Below are 18947 nucleotides of genomic sequence, written 5' to 3' on the forward strand. Positions count from 1 at the left end.
TGCGGGCGGGGGTGACGCGGACCTCTAGGCACGCTATGCTAACCGTCGTTCACGTCGGGACCGGCGTTGGACGCGTGGTCGAGAGGAGTCCGGATGCCACACGACCAGCCGGCCATCATCGGTGCCGCCGAACTCGCTCCAGGGAGAAACGTTCCGTACACCTCCACTGAATTGCATGTGCGCGCCGCGGTCGCGGCTCTCGCCGACGCAGGGGTGGTCCCAGACGAGGTCGACGGTCTGGTGTGCGCCGGGCCGATGACGAACGAGGGTTCGATCTTCCTGTCCGAGGACCTCATGGACTATCTCGGGCTGCACAATCTGAAACTTCAGATGACCTGTCAGCTTGGCGGCGGGACCCATCTCGCCATGACGCGCATGGCGAGTAACGTCATCGCCCGGGGCGAGGCCGAGACGGTGCTGGTCGTGTCGGCGGGCAAGTTTCCACCGATCCGCGATGGCGGGCGCGAACTGATGGCGCTGGTGTGTGACCACGCGTTCGAGATGCCCTATGGACCGTCCGTGCCGGCGCTCTACGGTTTGATCGCGCAGGCCTGGATGCACGAGACGGGACAGGGCAAGGCGGACATCGCCGAGGTCACCGTGTCGCAGGACCGTTGGGCCGCACTGAACCCCGCGGCTATCGCGCACGGCGCTCAACGCCTGACTGTGGAGGACGTGCTGGCGTCCCGGCCGATCGCCGGGCCGTTCCACTTCTACCACTGCTCGATTCCCTGCGAGGGCGGTGGCGCGCTGGTGCTGGGCTCGGCCCGCCGGGCTCGCGCGGGCAAGCACCGGCCGGTGCATTTGCTGGGCTTTGGAGAGGGTCACACCCACGGTTTTCTGACCTCGCTGGCCCGGCCGGGTCGTACCGGGGCCGCCCGTTCGGGTCCGATGGCCTTTGAGCGCTCCGGACGGGCGCCGGCCGACGTCGACATCGCTTTGCTCTACGACGCCTTCGCCTCCAACCCGGCGATGATCCTTGAGGAGGCGGGTTTCGTGAAGCCCGGTGGGGCAGGCGATTTCTACCGTGACGGCTGCGCCGATCCGGGGGGCGACCTTCCGGTGAACACCGACGGCGGCCTAATCCGGTTCGGGCACACCGGGACCTCCTCTGGCATTTCGCAGATCCTTGAGGGTTACTGGCAGTTGTCCGGTCGCGCCGAGGGCCGTCAGGTGCCCGGGGCGGATACCGCGTTCGTGCACAGCTACGGCTCGATGCTGTGCAGTCACGTCAGCATGGTGATGGAGGGAGCGTCATGACCGCAGCTTCGAGTTCTCTCGACGGTCTGCACGATCCTGAGGCGCTGCCGCCGCTGACCGATGTCAACCGTCCCTACTTCGCAGCAGCGGCCCGCGGTGTACTCGTCTTCCAGCGGTGCGCGAACGACCACCCTTTCCTCTACCCGCGGCTGGTGTGTCCCGTCTGCCATGACGGTGAGTTGGCCTGGGAGACCGCGGCGGGTACTGGTGAGATCGTCAGTTTCGCGCCGGTGTACCGCCCCCCGTGGGACTCGTTCCCGCGCAGCGAGCCGTACGTCGTCGTGCTCGTTCGTCTGGACGAGGGGCCGCAGTTGTTGGCCAGTCTCGAGGGCGTGGCCCCAGATGAAGTTGCGATCGGGGCGAGAGTGCGCGCAGTGTTCGAGCGGGTGAACGAGGACCTTGGGCTGGTCCGATTCAGGCTGGCGGCGTCGTGACCACGTACGGGGTCTCGGTGCTCGGCGCGGACTTGGCCACCCTTGTCGAGACCGCCGAGGCTACCGACCTCGCCGGCTTCGACGCCGCCTGGGCCTCGGAGTTCTACTCGCGCTCCGGCTCGATCTCGATGGCCGCGATGGCCGCGCGCACAAAGCGCTGCCGCATCGGGTCGTCGATCCTGTATGGCGTCGGGCGCAGCCCGCTCGTGCTCGCCACCGAGGCGCGTGACCTCGACGAGCTTTCAGGCGGGCGCGTCGTACTCGGGCTCGGCAACGGTACACGCCGCATGATGAGCGACTGGCACGGCGTGGAGGACACCTCCGCTCCCGCTCTGCGCATGGAGGAGCTGGTCCCGCTCGTGCGTCGGATCTGGAACCTGCACGAGGGCCCCGTGCGCCATGAGGGGCGCTTCTACCGGATGAATCTCGTCCCAACCGGCGACGTCGCGCCGCCGAAGCGAGCGATCCCGATCATCACCGCGGGCGTGCGTCCGCGGATGTGCGAGGTGGCAGGGCGCGTAGCCGACGGGTTGGCTGGTCATCCGCTGTTCACCACGACTTACGTCGAGGAGGTCGCCCGCCCAGCCGTCGTGCGCGGTGCGGAGCGGGCCGGACGCGATCCCGCCGACATTGAGATCGTCTCGATGGTCATCTGCGCGGTGCACGACGACCCACAGATCGCACGTCGTGAGGCCGCGCAGCAGATCGCGTTCTACTCCTCGGTGAAGACCTACGAGCACGTGCTCGACGTCAGCGGTTTCGCCAGGCAGGCAGCGGCCATCCGCGACGCGTTCGCACGGCGTGACCTGCCGGCCATGTTCGCCGCGGTCACCGACGACATGATCGACGCGATGGCGGTGGCCGGCACCGCCGCCGAGGTCCGAGAAGGGCTGCGCCGCTACGAGGGCGTGCTGGACCACATCGTTCTCTACTCACCCTCGATTGGTCTCGCGCCCGAGCGCATCGCCGAGAACCTCGGCAGCCTCATTCGCGATTGTGCGCCGGCCTTCGCCGGCGGGAAAGGTGACCAGAGTGGCTGACGCATCGCTCATCGGGACGCAACTCGGGAGGACCACGTTTCCCGTCGACCGGTCCAAAGTGCGCGAGTTCGCACTTTCGCTCGGCGACCGCGACCCGATCTACCAGGACGTCGCGGCCGCCCGCGCCGCCGGCTTCGGCGCGATCCCCGCTCCTCCGACCTTCGTCGTCTCCTCGGCTCACTGGCGCGCCGACGACGACATGTTCGGCGCCCTCGGGCTCGACCTGCGACGCGTACTGCACGGTGAGTGCGGCTGGGAGTATTTCGCGCCGGTGTTCGTCGGCGACGAGCTCACCGAGACTCGTCGGGTGTCGAACGTGACCAGCCGCGAGGGGAAGCGCGGCGGCATCATGACAATCGTGACGATCGAGACCGACTTCACCAACCAGCGCGACGAACTCGTCGTGCGCCAGACCGACGTCTTGATCGAAACCGGAGGCTCCACCCAATGACGACATCCCCCGCGCCGGTGGCGTTGGCCATCGGCGACGAGATGCCGACCTCACAGTTCGGCCCGCTGACGCGCTCGCACATCGTTCGCTACGCCGGCTCCGGCGGCGACTTCAACCCGATCCACCACGACGAAGAGTTCGCCCGCGCGGCCGGCATGCCCGGTGTGTTCGGCATGGGACTGCTGCACGGCGGTGTGCTCGCGCAGCGGCTGACCGCCTGGGTGGGGCTGGCCAACATCCGCTCGTTCCGCATCCGGTTCACCGGTCAGGTATGGCCCGGTGACCTGCTCAGCTTCGGCGGCAGGGTCACCGGCGTGCGCGAGGCCGGAGGGCAGCAGGTGGCAGACCTCGAACTCGTGGTCACGCGCCAGACCGGCGAACCCGCGATAAAGGGGAGCGCCGTCGTGCAGGTGACCCGGTGAGCGCGCCAACGAGCGACGTCACCGGCCTCGGGATGACGTTCGGGACCTTCGACGAAGGCCGGGCGTGGGTCGGTCATCGCTCCGAACCGCGGCATGCGTGGTTCCCGATCGACCGCTCGATGGTGTTGTACTACTGCTCGCTCGTCGAGGACGCGAACCCCCGTTACTGGGAGGGTGAGGACTGCCCGCCCGGGCTGCTGATGAGCCTCGGCTTCGCGCCGCAGTGGGTGCCCGGGTACCTAGCGCGTGCCGACATGATGTTCGCGCTCAGCGTCCCGTTGCCGGGCCACCACATCATCAACGCCTCGACGACGACGGAGTTCGAACGCCGGCCCCGGGTAGGCGATCACGTGTCGATCGTGGAGGAGATCGCCTCGATCTCCGAGCCCAAGACGACGCGGGTGGGCACCGGTGTGTTCATCACCACGGTGAGCACCTTCTCCGACCAGCACGGTGAGGTCATCGGCCGCAACACCAACGTGCTCTTCCGATACGACACCGCCGATAGTGAAGGCGCATCATGAACGACTCCACCGAGCGCAGCATGGTCCGCGTCCCCGTGCGGTTCGAGGACATCGCCGTCGGCGACACCCTGACGCCCGTCTCGATCGAGATCAGCTACAAGCGCATCTGCATGAACGCGGCTTCGACATGGGACTGGTTCCCCGGTCACCACGACCCCGACTACGCGCGCAGCCAGGGCCAGCGCACGATCTACCTGTCAACCCTCTTCTTCCATGGCTTCATCGACCGCGGCCTCAACGAATGGGCCGGACCCGACGCGCTCATCCGGCGCCGCAGAATCTCAATGATCCGGTCGATCTATCCGGGCCAGACCGCAACCCTGAGCGGCAAGGTCGTGGCCAAACGCGACGATGGCGGACGGCGCCTCGTCGACCTCGAGTTGCTCGTCTCGAGCGAAGATGGTCCGTGCGTGCCGAGTGAAGCCACCGTTGAGCTGGCCGACCCGTTTGTCGAGGTGCCGGGGTGAGCTGCCACTCACATGCGAGGCGACGGTGAGGGACGGAGGCTCGGTGGCCGAGCAACCGGTTCGCTACGAGGTCGTCGACAGCGTGGCCTGGCTGACGATCAACCGGCCCGAGGCGCGCAACGCGCTGAACAACGCTGTGCGCACGGGGCTTTTCGACGCGGTACGCCGCTTCAATGACGACGACGCGGCGAAGGTGCTCGTCCTCACCGGCGTGGGCGATAAGGCGTTCTGCGCCGGCGGGGACTTGAAGGAGATGGCGCAGAACGCGCTCAAGGTGCCCCCGAAGGACTTCGCTCCGCAGTTCGGCCGCAACATCGATGTCGCGAAGCCGACGATCGCGGCCGTCAACGGTGTCGCGTTCGCCGGGGGCTTCCTGCTCGCGCAGCAGTGCGACCTGGTCGTGGCTGCCGAACACGCGACCTTCGCCGTCAGCGAGGTCAAAGTCGGCCGCGGGTCGCCGTGGGCGGCACCGCTATCGTGGCTGGTGCCCCCACGCGTTGCCATGCAGATCCTGCTGACCGGCGACCCGATCACCGCCGAGCGCGCCCACCAGGTCGGCTTAGTCAATGAGGTGGTGCCGGCCGATCAGTTGCGCGAGCGTACCCGGCAGTTGGCGCTCAGCATCGCCGCGAACGCACCGCTATCGGTGCTTGCGTCCAAGCGCACCGTGTACCTCTCGGCACAGCACCACCTCGCCGCCGCCTACGACCTGGCCGACGAGATATGGGAGCCGGTCTATCTGAGCGACGACGCGCAGGAAGGCCCGACGGCGTTCCGCGAGAAGCGCGCACCACAGTGGAAGGGACGCTGACATGGCGGTGACCATGCAGTCGGTAATCGCCGACATCGAAGCCGAAACGGCCGCGTTGCGCGAACTCATCGCACCGCTGCCCGAAGGTCCGCGCGGCTGGGACGCGCCGACTCCGGCCGTGGGCTGGGCGATCCGCGACCAGATCAGCCATCTGGCGTTCTTCGACGACGTGGCGGTGCGCTCGGCCACCGACCCCGACGGTTTCAGCAGCGACTACCTGCCGATGATGGCCGACGGAAGCATCTCACCCGACGTCATCGCTGAGCGCTACCGTCAAATGCCGGCTGCCGACCTGCTCGCGTGGTTCGACACGTCGCGTGCAGCCCTCGTTGCGGCGTTCGCGGACATTGCCCCGGCGACCCGCCTGCCGTGGTTCGGGCCGACGATGAGCGCGGTCTCGTCGCTGACAGCGCGACTCATGGAGACCTGGGCGCACGGCCAGGACATCGTCGACGCGCTCGGCGCGACCCGCGAGGCCACGGCACGGCTGCGGCACGTGGCCCACATCGGGGTGGGTGCGCGCGCTTTCAGCTACCTGGCCAACGGTCTGGACCTCCCCGCGGACCCGGTACGCGTCGAGCTGACCGCTCCGGACGGCAGCGTCTGGACGTGGGGGCCAGCCGACGCCGCCAACCGCGTGAGCGGGCCGGCGCTGGACTTTTGCCTGTTGGTGACCCAACGCCGCCACCGCGACGACACCGCTTTGGTCGCCGACGGACCGCTGGCCGACCAGTGGCTCGCGATCGCCCAGGCCTTCGCGGGGCCCCCTGGCGGCGGGCGCGTGGCGGGCCAGTTCGCAGGGGGTCAGCGGTGAGCGTCCCGGTCCGCATCGGCAACTGCTCCGGCTTTTACGGCGACCGCATCGCCGCAGCCCGCGAGATGGTCGAGGGCGGACCGATCGACGTCCTGTGCGGTGACTATCTGGCCGAGCTGACCATGCTCATCCTGGCCAAGGCCCAGGCCAAAGACCCGTCCGGCGGGTACGCGCGGACTTTCCTCACCCAAATGGAACAGGTGCTGGGCACCTGTCTCGATCGTGGCATCAAGGTCGTCGCGAACGCGGGCGGGCTGAATCCCGCCGGCTTGGCCGCCGCGTTGCGCGAGCTGTCCGCACGTCTCGGCCTCACCGCGCGCGTCGCGCACGTCGAGGGCGACGACCTACGTGGCGACCTCCACGCAATCACGCCGCCCGTCGGCGACATCAAACCGGTGTCGGCCAACGCCTACCTCGGCGCCTGGGGCATCACCGAGGCGCTGCATTCGGGCGCCGACGTCGTCGTGACCGGCCGGGTCACCGACGCATCCCTCGTGGTCGGTCCCGCGGCCTGGTGGCACGCCTGGGCACGCGCCGACTGGGATCGGCTCGCGGGTGCGGTCGTCGCCGGGCACGTGATCGAGTGCGGCCCTCAGGCGACGGGCGGCAACTACGCGTTCCTCGACGAGATCACCGACCGCCGCTACCCGGGGTTTCCGATCGCCGAGGTCGCCGAGGACGGCTCTTCGGTGATCACGAAGCATCCCGGCACCGGGGGACTGGTCTCAGTCGGCACGGTCACCGCCCAGCTGCTCTACGAGATCGCTGAACCTGCCTACCTCGGCCCCGACGTCGTCGCCCACTTCGACACCATTCGCCTGGCTCAACAGGGTGAGCACCGTGTCGCGATCAGCGGTACGAAAGGCAGTCCGCCGCCGGACACGTTGAAGGTGGCGCTGAACGAGGTGGGCGGCTTCCGCAACACGATGACCATGGTGCTCACCGGCCTCGACATCGAGGCCAAGGCGGCCTTCGCCGAACAGCAGCTCTTCGACGTTCTCGGCGGACGCGACGCCTTCGACGAAGTCGACGTGCGACTGTTGCGTTTCGACGTCTCCGATGCGCCGACGAACGAGCAAGCCTGCGCGCACCTGCGTGTGACGGTGAAGGACGCCGACCCGCGAAAGGTGGGCCGAGCCTTCTCCGGCGGGGTCATGGAGATCGCCCTGGCTGGTTTCGCCGGCTTCCACACCACCACGCCACCGTCCTCGGAGACCGCGTTCGGCGTCTACCGGCCGGCCTACGTTCCGCGCTCGGCCCTCACGCACGTGCTCGTCGACGCCGACGGCAATCGGCACGTGATCCCTGACCCGCCGACCGGTGCGGTCCCGCCGGCTGGGATCGCCCCGCCCGCGAAGCTGCCGGCGCCATCCGGGCCGACGCGGCTCGCGCCGCTCGGGTCGGTACTCGGTGCGCGGTCCGGAGATAAGGGCGGCAACGCCAACCTCGGACTGTGGGCACGCGACGACCCCGGTTACGCGTGGGCGCGCGAGTACCTGAGCGTCGAGCGGCTGCGCACACTGCTCGGGCCGGAGACGGCGCACCTGCGCATCGAGCGCTTCGAACTGCCGAACCTGCGCGCGCTCAACGTGGTGGTGCACGGCTTGCTCGGTGACGGGGTGGCCTCCTCGACCCGGCCGGACGCGCAGGCCAAGGGGCTCGGGGAGTACGTGCGATCCCGAGTGGTGGACGTTCCCGAATCGCTGCTCGACACACACTAAATCCGGTGCGGGGCGCCGTCTACCTGCTGTGTAACCGCGCGGCTGAACAGCGCCGCAACGGCCGCGGCGGCCAGCATCGCCTCAATCGTCGCGTCGTCCAGCGACGCCGGCATGTACGCGGACGCGTTGAGCAATGACAGCACGGCGGCGACCAGGCCCTGTGCGCGCTCACGGTCCAGATCGCCCCGTGCTCGTACGAGCGCGTCGACCCAGAAGGACTCGTACCTGTGCTGTCGGCGTCGCAGGGCACGGGTCGCCAGCGGCGACAGCGAGCGGTGCTCGCGGGCGTAGACGGCCAACAGGCCGCGTCGTCGCGCGCCGAAGGCCGCGTGTAGGTCGACAAGGGCGTGCAGGACCTCCGTCGGTGTGCCGGCGTTGGTGGCGCGCCGGGCGCCGGCCAGCAGCTCAGTCATGGCGGCGTCGCATAACTCGCGCAGGATCGCGTCCTTGTTCTGAAAGTGCCGGTAGACGGCCGGCCCGCTCACCCCTGCTGCGGCACCGATGTCGTCGATGCCCACGGCGTGAAAGCCTTGCCGCGCGAACAGGTCGGCGGCGGCCTCGAGGAGCAGTTTGCGGCGCAAACCGGCCACTTTCAGGCCTCCTGTCGATTTGTGGTTACGTTGTTCGCCGTCCGATCCGCTGGGCCGGGCTGGGATCCTACCGGCGCTGGGGTTGCCTGCGTCGGCACCCGCCGCACCAAATCAAGGGAGGTGAACGAAACCGCTAGCCCCCGCCGATGCTGTCGCATCCTCTTCTCAGTTCATGATTTAGGGGCCCTGCTTCGAACCCGCGATGTGCAGCGGCACGACTCAGCGCAAAACGACTCCGCCCTCGATGCCCGTGAACTGCGCGCGCAGCTCGGTCTTGAGCAGCTTGCCGGTGGCATTGCGCGGCAGTTCGGCGACGAAGTGCACGTCACGCGGACACTTGAAGTGTGCCAGCCGCTCCCGGCACCACGCTACGATCTCCTCGGCGCTCGGCGCCTGTGTCGCCGGGTCGGCGACCACGACCGCGACGACGCGTTCGCCCCACTTCGCGTCCTTACCGCCGATCACGGCGGCGTCGAACACCGCCGGGTGGCGGAAGAGAACCTGCTCGACCTCGATCGGGTAGACGTTCTCGCCGCCGGAGATGATCATGTCCTTCTTGCGGTCGACGAGGGTGATGAAGCCCTCGGCGTCCATGCGCCCGAGGTCGCCCGTGTGGAACCAGCCCCCGCGTAACGCCTCGGCGCTCGCCTCGGCCTTCATCCAGTAGCCGGTGAACACATTCGGGCCGCGCACGATCAGTTCGCCCACGGTGTCGGTCGCGACGTCGCGGTCGTCGTCGTCGACGATGCGGGCGTCGACATGCATTGCGACGCGGCCGATCGACCCGGCCCGCGTGCTGACGTTCTCGGCGTCGAGGACGGTCACCAAGGGAGCGGTCTCGGTCATGCCGAAGCCCTCGGTGAAGGGCACGCCTCGCTCGCGCATGAAGTCGATGACCGTGAGGGGGACGGGCGACCCGCCGCCCATGGCGAAACGCAGCGCAGACAGGTTGAAGGAGTCGAAGTCGGGCACCTGTGTGAGTGCGGTCCACATGGCCGGCACCATGAACTGGACCGTGACGTGGTGGTCGGCCATCGCCTGTAACGTCGCTCGCGGCTCGAAGGACGGCATGATCACGCTGGTGCCGCCGACGTACAACAGCGGCAGGGTGTGTACTCCCAGCCCGCCGATGTGGAACATCGGCGCCACCGCGACGGTGACGTCCTCGCCCCGCAGGCCGATGTCGGTGCCGAGGACGTTGATCGCGTTCCATAGCAGGTTGTCGTGGGTGAGGATCGCGCCCTTGGGTCGGCCCGTCGTCCCCGACGTGTACATGATGAACGCGGGGTCGCGGCCGTCGACGTCACCGTTGAGCGGTTCGGGCGCGGCGCCCGAGACGACGTCTTCGTAGCCGAGCTCGCCCGGCGCCGGCACCCCACCGGCGCGCACGACATGGCGCACGCGGACTCCGGACTCGGTGACGGCGCTCCTGGCCTGCGCGGCGAACGGCTCGTGGAAGACCAGAACATCGGCGCCTGAGTCGGCCAGGATGTAGCCGATCTCGGGTCCGGCAAGGCGCACGTTGAGCGGAACTGCAAGTGCGCCGATTTTGGCGCAGCCCAGCAGCACCTCGATGAACTCGGTCGAATTGACCAGCAGCATCGCGACCCGATCGCCCTTGCGCACGCCGAGGGCGATGAGTGCGGCGGCGACCTGGTTGGTGCGCCGATCGAGGTCGGCGTAGGTGATGTGCGCGCCGTTGCTGATCAACGCGGTGCGCCCGCCGTTGAGGAAGGCGCGCCGGCTCACCCACTGACCGATGCCGAGTTGCATTCGATTCCCTTTCATTCCGCGGCGACTCAGTAGGACGCGGGCAGTTTCAGGCTGTGCTGCGCCACGAAGTTGAGGATCATTTCGCGGCTGATCGGCGCGGTGCGCATGAGCCGGGCCGGACCCCACAACGTGGCGAGGCCGTACTCGGTGGCCATGCCGTTGCCGCCGTGGGTTTGAATCGCCTGGTCGAGCGCCAGGATGCCCGCCTCGGCTGCGGCATATTTCGCCATGTTCGACGCCTCACCCGACCCCGGATCGCCGGCGTCGTGCAGGGAGGCGGCACGCTGAGTCATCAACCGGGCCAGCTCAACCTGGATCTTGGCGTGGGCGAGCGGGTGCGATACGCCTTGGTGCGAGCCGATCGGCGTTCCCCACACGTGGCGGTTGCGGGCGTAATCGGCGGCTTTATCCAGCGCGTAGCGACCGATGCCGTTGCCGAGCGCCGCCCCCATGATTCGCTCCGGGTTCAGGCCCATGAAGACCTGGCGCAGGCCCTCGTTCTCCGCGCCGATAAGGTTGGCGGCCGGCACGCGGACGTCATCGAAGAATAGAGTGAACTGCTTCTCTGGAGTGACCGCCTGCACCGGGATGAGTGACTTGGTGAGCCCGGGGACATCGGTGGGCACGACGAGCAAGCTGAGTAGTCCGCGACCACTGTCGTTGGTAGACGTTCGGGTGACGACCAGGATCGCTTCGGCTTCGTCGACACCAGAAATGTAGTACTTGGTGCCGTTGATGACCCAGTCGTCGCCGTCGCGTTTCGCGGTCGTGGAGATGTTGTGCGAGTTCGAGCCCGCGTCCGGCTCGGTGATCGCGAATGCCATGATCGTCTCGCCGCTGGCGATGCCCGGCAGCCACTGCTGCTTGAGTTCCTCACTGCCGAATGCCTGGATGATCGTGCCGCAGATGGTCGGCGAGACGACGGTCATCAGCAGCGGGCAGCCCGCCGCGGCGAGCTCCTCACCGACGATCTGCATGTCGTAGATGCCGCCGCCGCCGCCGCCGTACTGCTCGGAAAGGTTCACCCCGAGGAAGCCCTGTTTGCCCACGGCCTGCCACAGCTCGGTGCTCTTCCCGCCGGCCAGCGACTTTTCCAGGTAGTACTCGTGTCCGAAGTCCTTGGCGATCTCGGCGACCGCCTTGCGCAGGTCCTGACGTTCCTCTGTCTCGTGCAATTCCATGACACTCCTCACATCGGTATCGACGCGCCACCGATCGGGAGCGCGCCGGCTTCATTAGAGCTCCGTGGCGTCCGACGCCACTTCACCGCCGTCCACCGCCTCGACCACGGCGAGGACGTCACCGCTCGAGACCTGATGGCCGACCTGGACCGGCAGGGCGCTCAGCACCCCGTCGATCGGGCTCGCGACGGTGTGCTCCATCTTCATCGCCTCCAGGACGACGAGCGTTTGACCGGCTGACACCGTCTCGCCCTCGGCGACCGGTAGTCGGATCACCGAGCCCGGCATCGGCGCGGTGAGCGACCCGGGCGGGTTCAGAGTGCTCGGGTCGACGAAGCGTGGCGCCAGCCGCAGGGCGGAGTAGCCGGCGACCGAGTCGAGGTGGGCAACATCGCCGTCGAGGACGACATCATAAGTGCGGCGCACCCCGTCGACGCGCAGCACCACCCGCTCGCTACTGCCCTCGACAACCTCGACGTCGGCCAACGGCTCGTCGTCGACCTGCAGGCAGGTCCCTGTCGAACCTAACGTGTACCCGACGCGCACTTCGCGCCCGCCCTGGGTCTGCCAGGTTGTGGTCTGCGGCTGCGAAGGGTTGTTGCGCCAGCCGGCGGGCAACGTGGCCTGCAGAGTTGCGACGGCACGCCGCGCGGCCACCCCGGCCACGGTCGCCGCGACGGCGTGCAGGCGCTCGGACTGCGTGTCTGGGAGGGCAGCGCCGAGTTGGGCGACGTCGTGTCGGTCAAGGAACCCAGTGTCGGTGCCCCGCCCGGCGAACTCGTCATGGCGCAGGACGCGAACAAGCAGGTTGCGATTGGTGGTCACGCCGTGAATACGGGCGCCGGCCAGCGCCGCCGAGAGGCTGGCAAGTGCCTCGTCGCGCGTTGGTGCCCACGCGATGACCTTGGCCAGCAGCGAATCGTAGTAATGACTGATGACCGAACCGGCACGAAAACCCGAGTCAACCCGCACGCCGGCAAGCGCCGGGACATCCAAGGTGCGCAGGGTGCCGGTACAGGGCCGGTAGTCATCGGCCGGATCCTCGGCGCACAGCCGGGCCTCGACCGCGTGACCGCGAATTCGCGGGTTGTGCATCTCCTCAGGCAGCGGGCGGCCCATGGCTACGAGCAGCTGGGCACGCACCAGGTCGAGGCCGGTGATCAGCTCGGTAACCGGGTGCTCGACCTGCAGCCGGGTGTTCATCTCTAGGAAGGCGAAGGAGTCGGCTTTGCCATCCTGAGCGGCGTCGTAGACGAACTCGACCGTCCCGGCGCCTACGTAGCCGACGGCGCGCGCGGCGGCGATGGCGGCCTCGCTCATCCGAGCGCGCAACGCGTCGTCGACGACCGGTGACGGCGCCTCCTCGATCACCTTCTGGTGTCGACGCTGCACGGAGCACTCGCGCTCGAACAGAGAGACGACGTTTCCGTGCGTGTCGGCCATGATCTGGATCTCGACGTGGCGTGGGCGCTGGACGTAACGCTCGAGGAAGACGGTGCCGTCGGCGAACGCGGCGGCGGCCTCACGCGAAGCGGAGGTGACCGCTTCGTCGAGCTCGTCCGGCGACGCGACAATGCGCATGCCTCGGCCACCGCCGCCGGCGCTGGCCTTGACCAGCACGGGGTAGCCGACGTCGGCGGCCAGCTTCGCCAGCTGCTCGGCCGATAGCCCCGTCGTGTCGCCACCGGGCAGCACAGGCACCCCCGCGTCGGACATCGTCTTCTTGGCCTGCAGCTTCGAGCCCATCGCGTCGATCGCCCCGGGCGGCGGACCGATGAAGACGAGGTCGGCGGCGGCACAGGCGCGCGCGAACCCGGCGTTTTCCGAAAGGAAGCCGTAGCCGGGGTGTACTGCGTCCGCGCCGGTGAGCGAGGCAGCGGCGATGATCCGGTGGATGTCGAGGTAGGTCTCGGCGGCAGACGAGCCGGGAAGGTGCACGGCCTCGTCGGCGTCGGCGACGTGCCACGCGTCGGCGTCGGCGTCGGAATAGACCGCGACGGTGGCGATCCCGAGATCGCGGCAAGTGCGGAACACCCGCCGCGCGATCTCGCCACGGTTGGCGACCAGGACCTTGCGGATCTTGGGCATCGCCATCACATCCGGAACACGCCGTAGCCACGCTGGCCACGGACCTCGCCGTTGTGGATCACCGACAGGCAGAACCCGAGAACGGTCCGCGTATCGCGGGGATCGATGATCCCGTCGTCGTAAAGTCGGCCGCTGTTGGCCAGTGCGACGGATTCGCGCTCGATCTGTTCCTCGACGGCGGCGCGCATCTGGGCGTCGGCCTGCTCGTCGAAGGGCAGCCCGCGGTCGGCGGCGGACTCGCGCGCCACGATGGACAGCACTCCGGCCAGTTGCGCCGGACCCATCACGGCCGACTTCGAGTTAGGCCAAGCGAATAGGAAACGCGGTGAGTACGATCGCCCGCACATGCCGTAGTTCCCGGCACCGTAGGACGCACCCATGGTGATGGTCACGTGGGGGACCGTGCTGTTTGATACGGCGTTGATCATCTTGGCGCCGTCCTTGATGATGCCGCCCTGTTCGTACTCGGCACCGACCATGAAACCGGTGGTGTTCTGCAGGAAGATGAGGGGGGTGTCGATCTGATTTGCCAGTTGGATGAACTGCGAACCTTTCTCGGCCTCCTCACTGAACAGGATGCCCCGTGCGTTTGCGAGGATGCCGACCGGGAAGCCGTGGATCGAGGCCCAGCCGGTGACGAGTGACGTGCCGTAGAGAGGTTTGAACTCGTCGAAGGCCGAGCCGTCGACCACTCGGGCGATGACGTCGCGGGGGTCGAAGGGCACCTTCGGATCGACCGACGCGATGCCGAGCAGCTGATCGGGGTCGTGCACCGGTGGGTGCGGCGGCGTGGTGGGTCCGGGGCCGTTCTTCCGCCAGTTGAGCCGCGCCATGATGCGACGGCCGATGCGGATCGCATCCTGCTCGTCCTCGGCCATGTAATCGGCCAGCCCCGAGGTGCGGGCGTGCATGTCGGCGCCGCCGAGCGACTCGTCATCGGAGACCTCGCCCGTGGCCATCTTGACCAGCGGCGGACCGCCGAGGAACACCTTGGAACGGTTGCGCACCATCACGACGTAGTCGCACATGCCCGGGACGTACGCACCTCCCGCGGTCGAGTTGCCGAAGACCAGGGCCAGTGTCGGCAGCCCCGCTGCGCTGTGCTGGGTCAAGTCGTGGAACAGCTGTCCGCCGGGCACGAAGATCTCTGCCTGTGTGGGCAGGTCGGCGCCGCCAGATTCGACGATGTTGATGATGGGCAGTCGGTTCTCCCGCGCGATGGCCATGCCGCGGAACACCTTGCGGAAGGTATAAGGGTTCGATGCGCCGCCGCGGACGGTGGGGTCGTGGGCGATGATCATCGACTCGATGCCCTCGACCACGCCGATGCCTACCACCACGCTACCGCCGACGGGGAACTTACTGCCCCAGGCGGCGAAGGGGCATAGTTCGAGGAACGCCGTGTCGGGGTCGAGCATCAGCTCGATGCGCTCGCGGACAAGCAGCTTGCCCCGCTTACGGTGGCGCGCAACGTATTTCGCGCCGCCGCCGCCGTTGACCAGCGCCAGTTGCTCCGCGATGGTGTCGAGTTGCGCGCTCAGTCCTTCGCGGTTCTTGAGATAGCCGGGCGCGGTGTCGTCGACCCGATCGGGCAGGACCTGTACCAAAGTTTTCCTTCCGGGCGAGCATCGACGTCGATCTACTAGGCGCTGATGTTAGCCGCAATTAACATCAGGTGACAACGGCGCAGGCGGGCGTCGGATTTGTTCCGCGCCGTGGTTCCGTCGAATGGCGAGGATCGAAGCGGTGCGTTCGCTGCAGATCGAGCGATCGAAGGAATTGACTGGGGAGGGACGGCACACAGGGCCCGTGCGAGGTCGTATCGAGTTCCTCGTCCGGCGCGCGTGGAGTCTACGGTTCGCGATCTCGGGTGAACACCCGCAGCGATTGTCAGTGTCGCGCCATGCCCTTCAGCCAACCGAGTAGTGCATAACGCCGGTCGGCCAGAATCTATCGGGTCTCCTCGGCTTTGGCCAGCGGCGGAGCGGCCTGATCAGGCGCCTGTCCGAGGGTATACAGGCCGAGAATGCCGAGAAAACCCGCACAGTGCTCGATGAGCATTTCAGTCGAGAGGTTCAGTTGTCCATCTATCCAGCGACGGAGTATCTCGAACAGGCCCCCGACACCGTAGGTAGCGGCGAGATCTGCGACTTGGAGCACATCGCTGGGTATATCGAGGTGCAAGCGGGCCTCTCTGAGCACCAGCTCCGCAAAATCGGTCATCAGATCGCTTCGCAGCTGCCGAAGGAGGGGTTCTGCGCCCGACTCGACAAACAGTATGCGGGCCATGCGGGGATCGTTCTCGATCACCTGAACCAGGGCCTTGATCGGAGCGTAAGCCAGTTCTTGAGGAGCAACCGTGTCGTCCGGAATGGCGCTGGTTATCACCGCTTGGAAGGTAGTGGAGATCTTGGCAAATACCGCACGCAAGAGCGCGTCTCGATCGCGAAACTGTTGGTAGAAGTACCGGCTCGTCACTCCTGATTTCGCACACACGGCGGTCACGGTGCACGCGGTAGCTCCGTGGGTGCCCATGATTGAGACCGCGGCATCAATCAACATCACGCGACGCTGTGCATCGCGTTGAGTTGCGGACAGCCCGCCATAGACACGTGCTGGACTCATGTCCTACAGTCTGGCAGTCTTATCTGACAAGGCATAAAGTCAGATCCAAACTTCGAGGAAGGACCTCAAATGTCGGACGATCAAGCCCCGACCCCGACCCGGGTGCTGCCAAAACCCAGGCGCGTTCGGTTTCCGATGCCGACCTCCACGAAGCGGCAACATTTTGTCGATGGCGACCTGGTGATGAGCCATTTCATCTCGGTGCTTTCTGCGACGTTCCCGGAAGGCGAGGATTTCTTCATCCGCTCGGTCAGGAACTTCCAGAGTTCCATCGACGATCCCCAACTAGAGACAGCGGTCAAGGGTTTCATCGGACAAGAGGCCACACATCGACACCAGCATCGTCTCCTAAACGAGCGACTCCAGGTCATGGGTTATCCGACCGCGCGAATCGACCGTCATGTCGGACGCTTGATCAAGCGATTGGAACGGCGCTTTTCGCCGGAAATGCGGCTGTCCATGACCTCCGCGTTGGAGCACTACACCGCTACGCTGGCAGAAATCATTCTTACCAGCGAAGACGCCCAGAAGCTCATCGGCCAGACAGAGGTTCGACCGATTCTGCTGTGGCATGCCTTCGAGGAGTCGGAGCACAAAGCGGTTGCCTTTGATGTCTATCGGCTGGTGGGAGCAACCGAGCGCACCCGTGTACGGGGCATGCGGATCGCTTCAGTAATTCTGTTCGGCGAGCTCATTCTGCAGACTGCCTTGTCTATGGCCGCTGATAGAGCCTCATATAACCCGGTCACCCTGGTGCGCAGTCTGTACCGCTTTAGTCGCACCCCGATGTTCACCGCCGATGCGCTGCGGCGTTTCCGTTCCTACAATCGCCCGGGTTTCCATCCTGATGATTGGGACAGCGCCGCGGTCCTGGAGCATTGGAGCAAAGAACTGTTCGACCAAGACGGTTCACAGCGAGTTATCGCTTCGTCGGGATAGCAAAGATGCGGAAGTGCGGCGACGCAGGAGCACCGTTCCTGCGTCGCTCCTTCCGAACAGGGTGCGACGCGTCGGTGACTCACGGATTCGGTGCTCGGTGGCCGGTGAAGGTGGCGGTCGGACCCGCAAATGCGGTTCGCAGCGATCGCCACGGGGCTGGCTGGCCTGTTGTGAGCCTCGATCAGTCGCTGATGACATAGCGTTGAGCCAGGGTTTCAGCAAGTCTGCTGGTGTGCGCGACCACTTCTTTCTCGGTCACCGCAAGCAAACCGGAGTGCCAGGCGGTGATGACTTCGACGAATCCCCCGACAGCGATCAGGGTGTCCATGCGAAGGGCTATCTCGTCGGCATCTTGTCGGAGGTGTGGCCGGCTTGCCTCAACGACCAACTGCGTTGCTTCCTGTAGCGCCACGGCGCGGCGGTCTTGTAGCGGTGAGCTACCGACATGCTGAGCGAGGAGGATGCGTGCCCGGCCGGGATCGCGTGCGATCCGGTCGACCACGATGGTGATCGCCGCGGTGATGGTTTCGATCGGCGGCCGATTCGCACGCTCGTTGAAGAGCGCGGCGACCTCGCCGAGCATGTCATTGCGGACGCCATCCCACGCAGCAACGAGCAGCTCATCGCGCGTCTTGAAGCCCTCGTAGAAGTATCGATCGTTCAGCCCTGTGCGGGCGCATACGCCGCGCATAGTGACCGCGGCCCAACCGCTCTCACTCCAAATCTCGGTTGCGGCCTCGATCAATTGCTGCCGTCGCTCGGCACGACGCTCGGCCCCGGTCCGACCACCCCAGCGCTTGTTTCTCGACCGCACCTCTCCATCTTGACAAGGTGCTCGTTCCACCACCAAACTGGTGGCATGCGACACCAATGGTGGCTGGTGCCCCCAGATGAGAGTTTCCCCACAGCAGACGTCCATGTCGCGACCCGAAAGGCAGACGGATGAGATTGCTGCCCTTCGGCGGCGCACCAGGCAGAACGCACCGCGCCGATGCAGTCGTCACGGGCGCAGGAAGCGGTATCGGCCGCGCATTCGCCGTGGAGCTTGCGCGCCGAGGTGGACGCGTGGTGTGCGCCGACAAAGATCCCGTCACTGCAAAAGAGTCGGCAGAGTTGGTGAGGCAGGCTGGCGGCGAGGGCTTCGACATCGAATGCGATGTCACCGATCTTGAGCAGGTCCGCAACCTCGCTGATGTGAGCGAAGACTGGTTCGAGAAGGCTGCGAGCCTCGTCATCAACAACGCCGGAATCGGTGCGGGCGGCAACCGCATCGGCGCGACGTCGATCGAGGACTGGAACGCGGCGATTTCTGTCAACCTCTGGGGCGTTATCTACGGCTGCGAGACTTTTGTGCCTCGGCTCCGCAGCAATGGGCATGGCGGAGTCATCAATGTGGCGTCGGCAGCGAGCTTTGGCTCGGCCCCTCGGATGGCGGCTTACAACGTGAGCAAGGCCGGGGTGCTCGCTCTGTCGGAGACATTGGCGGCCGAACTGAGCGGTACTGACATCAACGTCACAGTGCTTTGCCCCACCTTCGTGAAGACGAACATCGTCAACAATCCTCAAATCGACGAGGCGGCTGCAAGACTCGCGGCCAACCTGATGAAATGGACCGGCATTTCGCCACAGCACGTTGCTCGAACGACGTTGAACGCGCACGATCGCGGACAAATTTATGTAGTACCCCAACTCGATGCCAAAGTCTTGTGGCAACTCAAGAGAGCCCTACCCGGCCCCTTTACTCGCACGCTGGGCCTCGTGGAGCGCATGGCCTCATGGAACGATTCAGCCGAGTAGAGGAGCAGGG

The 18947-nt window shown here is 66.6% G+C and carries 19 protein-coding genes; 12 read left to right on the forward strand and 7 right to left on the reverse strand.

Annotated elements, in window-relative coordinates; genetic code table 11:
• Positions 1 to 93 precede the first annotated feature (93 nt).
• From AC5Y4D_RS21280 to AC5Y4D_RS21325, 10 genes are read left to right on the forward strand one after another with little or no spacing between them, the layout of a single operon-like run.
• Positions 94 to 1260, forward strand: a complete 1167-nt coding sequence (locus AC5Y4D_RS21280; RefSeq protein ID WP_011560598.1) for a thiolase family protein — start codon at positions 94 to 96, stop codon at positions 1258 to 1260.
• The gene (locus tag AC5Y4D_RS21285) at positions 1257 to 1694 is read left to right on the forward strand and encodes a Zn-ribbon domain-containing OB-fold protein (protein ID WP_011560597.1); all 438 of its coding nucleotides are present in this window, start codon (positions 1257 to 1259) and stop codon (positions 1692 to 1694) included. The genes AC5Y4D_RS21280 and AC5Y4D_RS21285 overlap by 4 nt, the downstream gene beginning before the upstream one ends.
• Positions 1691 to 2734 (forward strand): LLM class flavin-dependent oxidoreductase, encoded by a 1044-nt coding sequence (locus AC5Y4D_RS21290; protein ID WP_014382413.1) that lies wholly within the window; start codon positions 1691 to 1693, stop codon positions 2732 to 2734. The genes AC5Y4D_RS21285 and AC5Y4D_RS21290 overlap by 4 nt, the downstream gene beginning before the upstream one ends.
• Positions 2727 to 3185: an FAS1-like dehydratase domain-containing protein gene (locus tag AC5Y4D_RS21295; RefSeq protein WP_011560595.1), complete on the forward strand. Its 459-nt coding sequence runs from the start codon at positions 2727 to 2729 to the stop codon at positions 3183 to 3185. The genes AC5Y4D_RS21290 and AC5Y4D_RS21295 overlap by 8 nt, the downstream gene beginning before the upstream one ends.
• Positions 3182 to 3607, forward strand: a complete 426-nt coding sequence (locus AC5Y4D_RS21300) for a dihydroxy-acid dehydratase (RefSeq protein WP_011560594.1) — start codon at positions 3182 to 3184, stop codon at positions 3605 to 3607. Before AC5Y4D_RS21295 ends, AC5Y4D_RS21300 begins: the two co-directional genes overlap by 4 nt.
• Before the next feature lie 32 nt (positions 3608 to 3639).
• Entirely contained in the window at positions 3640 to 4131 is a 492-nt protein-coding gene (locus AC5Y4D_RS21305; RefSeq protein ID WP_017205330.1) for an FAS1-like dehydratase domain-containing protein, read from the forward strand.
• Entirely contained in the window at positions 4128 to 4598 is a 471-nt protein-coding gene (locus AC5Y4D_RS21310; RefSeq protein ID WP_011560592.1) for a hotdog family protein, read from the forward strand. Before AC5Y4D_RS21305 ends, AC5Y4D_RS21310 begins: the two co-directional genes overlap by 4 nt.
• 43 nt (positions 4599 to 4641) lie before the next feature.
• Positions 4642 to 5409 (forward strand): enoyl-CoA hydratase/isomerase family protein, encoded by a 768-nt coding sequence (locus tag AC5Y4D_RS21315; RefSeq protein ID WP_011560591.1) that lies wholly within the window; start codon positions 4642 to 4644, stop codon positions 5407 to 5409.
• Position 5410: 1 nt separating this feature from the next.
• The gene (locus AC5Y4D_RS21320; RefSeq protein ID WP_011560590.1) at positions 5411 to 6223 is read left to right on the forward strand and encodes a TIGR03084 family metal-binding protein; all 813 of its coding nucleotides are present in this window, start codon (positions 5411 to 5413) and stop codon (positions 6221 to 6223) included.
• A complete protein-coding gene (locus tag AC5Y4D_RS21325) occupies positions 6220 to 7944 on the forward strand; it encodes an acyclic terpene utilization AtuA family protein (RefSeq protein ID WP_011560589.1) in 1725 nt (574 codons plus the stop codon). Before AC5Y4D_RS21320 ends, AC5Y4D_RS21325 begins: the two co-directional genes overlap by 4 nt.
• Here the strand turns inward: AC5Y4D_RS21325 and AC5Y4D_RS21330 are convergent.
• The 6 genes from AC5Y4D_RS21330 to AC5Y4D_RS21355 all read right to left on the reverse strand — a co-directional run bounded on the left by AC5Y4D_RS21330 (position 7941) and on the right by AC5Y4D_RS21355 (position 16201).
• The gene (locus AC5Y4D_RS21330) at positions 7941 to 8534 is read right to left on the reverse strand and encodes a TetR/AcrR family transcriptional regulator (RefSeq protein WP_011560588.1); all 594 of its coding nucleotides are present in this window, start codon (positions 8532 to 8534) and stop codon (positions 7941 to 7943) included. The genes AC5Y4D_RS21325 and AC5Y4D_RS21330 overlap by 4 nt on opposite strands.
• Before the next feature lie 219 nt (positions 8535 to 8753).
• Positions 8754 to 10307 carry an acyl-CoA synthetase gene (locus AC5Y4D_RS21335; protein WP_011560587.1) on the reverse strand — a complete coding sequence of 518 codons (1554 nt, stop codon included), beginning with the start codon at positions 10305 to 10307 and terminating at the stop codon, positions 8754 to 8756.
• Positions 10308 to 10333: 26 nt separating this feature from the next.
• Positions 10334 to 11488, reverse strand: a complete 1155-nt coding sequence (locus tag AC5Y4D_RS21340) for an acyl-CoA dehydrogenase family protein (RefSeq protein ID WP_011560586.1) — start codon at positions 11486 to 11488, stop codon at positions 10334 to 10336.
• A 54-nt stretch (positions 11489 to 11542) separates the two neighbouring features.
• Positions 11543 to 13576: an ATP-binding protein gene (locus AC5Y4D_RS21345; protein WP_005116476.1), complete on the reverse strand. Its 2034-nt coding sequence runs from the start codon at positions 13574 to 13576 to the stop codon at positions 11543 to 11545.
• Between the two features lie 5 nt (positions 13577 to 13581).
• The gene (locus AC5Y4D_RS21350; protein WP_011560585.1) at positions 13582 to 15183 is read right to left on the reverse strand and encodes an acyl-CoA carboxylase subunit beta; all 1602 of its coding nucleotides are present in this window, start codon (positions 15181 to 15183) and stop codon (positions 13582 to 13584) included.
• Between the two features lie 343 nt (positions 15184 to 15526).
• Positions 15527 to 16201 carry a TetR/AcrR family transcriptional regulator gene (locus AC5Y4D_RS21355; protein ID WP_011560584.1) on the reverse strand — a complete coding sequence of 225 codons (675 nt, stop codon included), beginning with the start codon at positions 16199 to 16201 and terminating at the stop codon, positions 15527 to 15529.
• A 69-nt stretch (positions 16202 to 16270) separates the two neighbouring features.
• Between AC5Y4D_RS21355 and AC5Y4D_RS21360 the strand changes: the two genes are divergently transcribed.
• On the forward strand, positions 16271 to 17140 hold the full coding sequence (locus AC5Y4D_RS21360) for a metal-dependent hydrolase (protein ID WP_011560583.1): 870 nt from the start codon (positions 16271 to 16273) through the stop codon (positions 17138 to 17140).
• A 181-nt stretch (positions 17141 to 17321) separates the two neighbouring features.
• On the opposite strand, the gene AC5Y4D_RS21365 is transcribed toward AC5Y4D_RS21360, so the two are convergent.
• Complete coding sequence (locus tag AC5Y4D_RS21365; RefSeq protein WP_005086596.1) at positions 17322 to 17954, reverse strand: TetR/AcrR family transcriptional regulator; 633 nt, start codon at positions 17952 to 17954, stop codon at positions 17322 to 17324.
• Between the two features lie 128 nt (positions 17955 to 18082).
• Between AC5Y4D_RS21365 and AC5Y4D_RS21370 the strand changes: the two genes are divergently transcribed.
• A complete protein-coding gene (locus tag AC5Y4D_RS21370; protein ID WP_011560581.1) occupies positions 18083 to 18937 on the forward strand; it encodes an SDR family NAD(P)-dependent oxidoreductase in 855 nt (284 codons plus the stop codon).
• The last annotated feature ends 10 nt before the right edge of the window (positions 18938 to 18947 follow it).

It is taken from the genome of Mycobacterium sp. NGS67 (assembly GCF_059812185.1).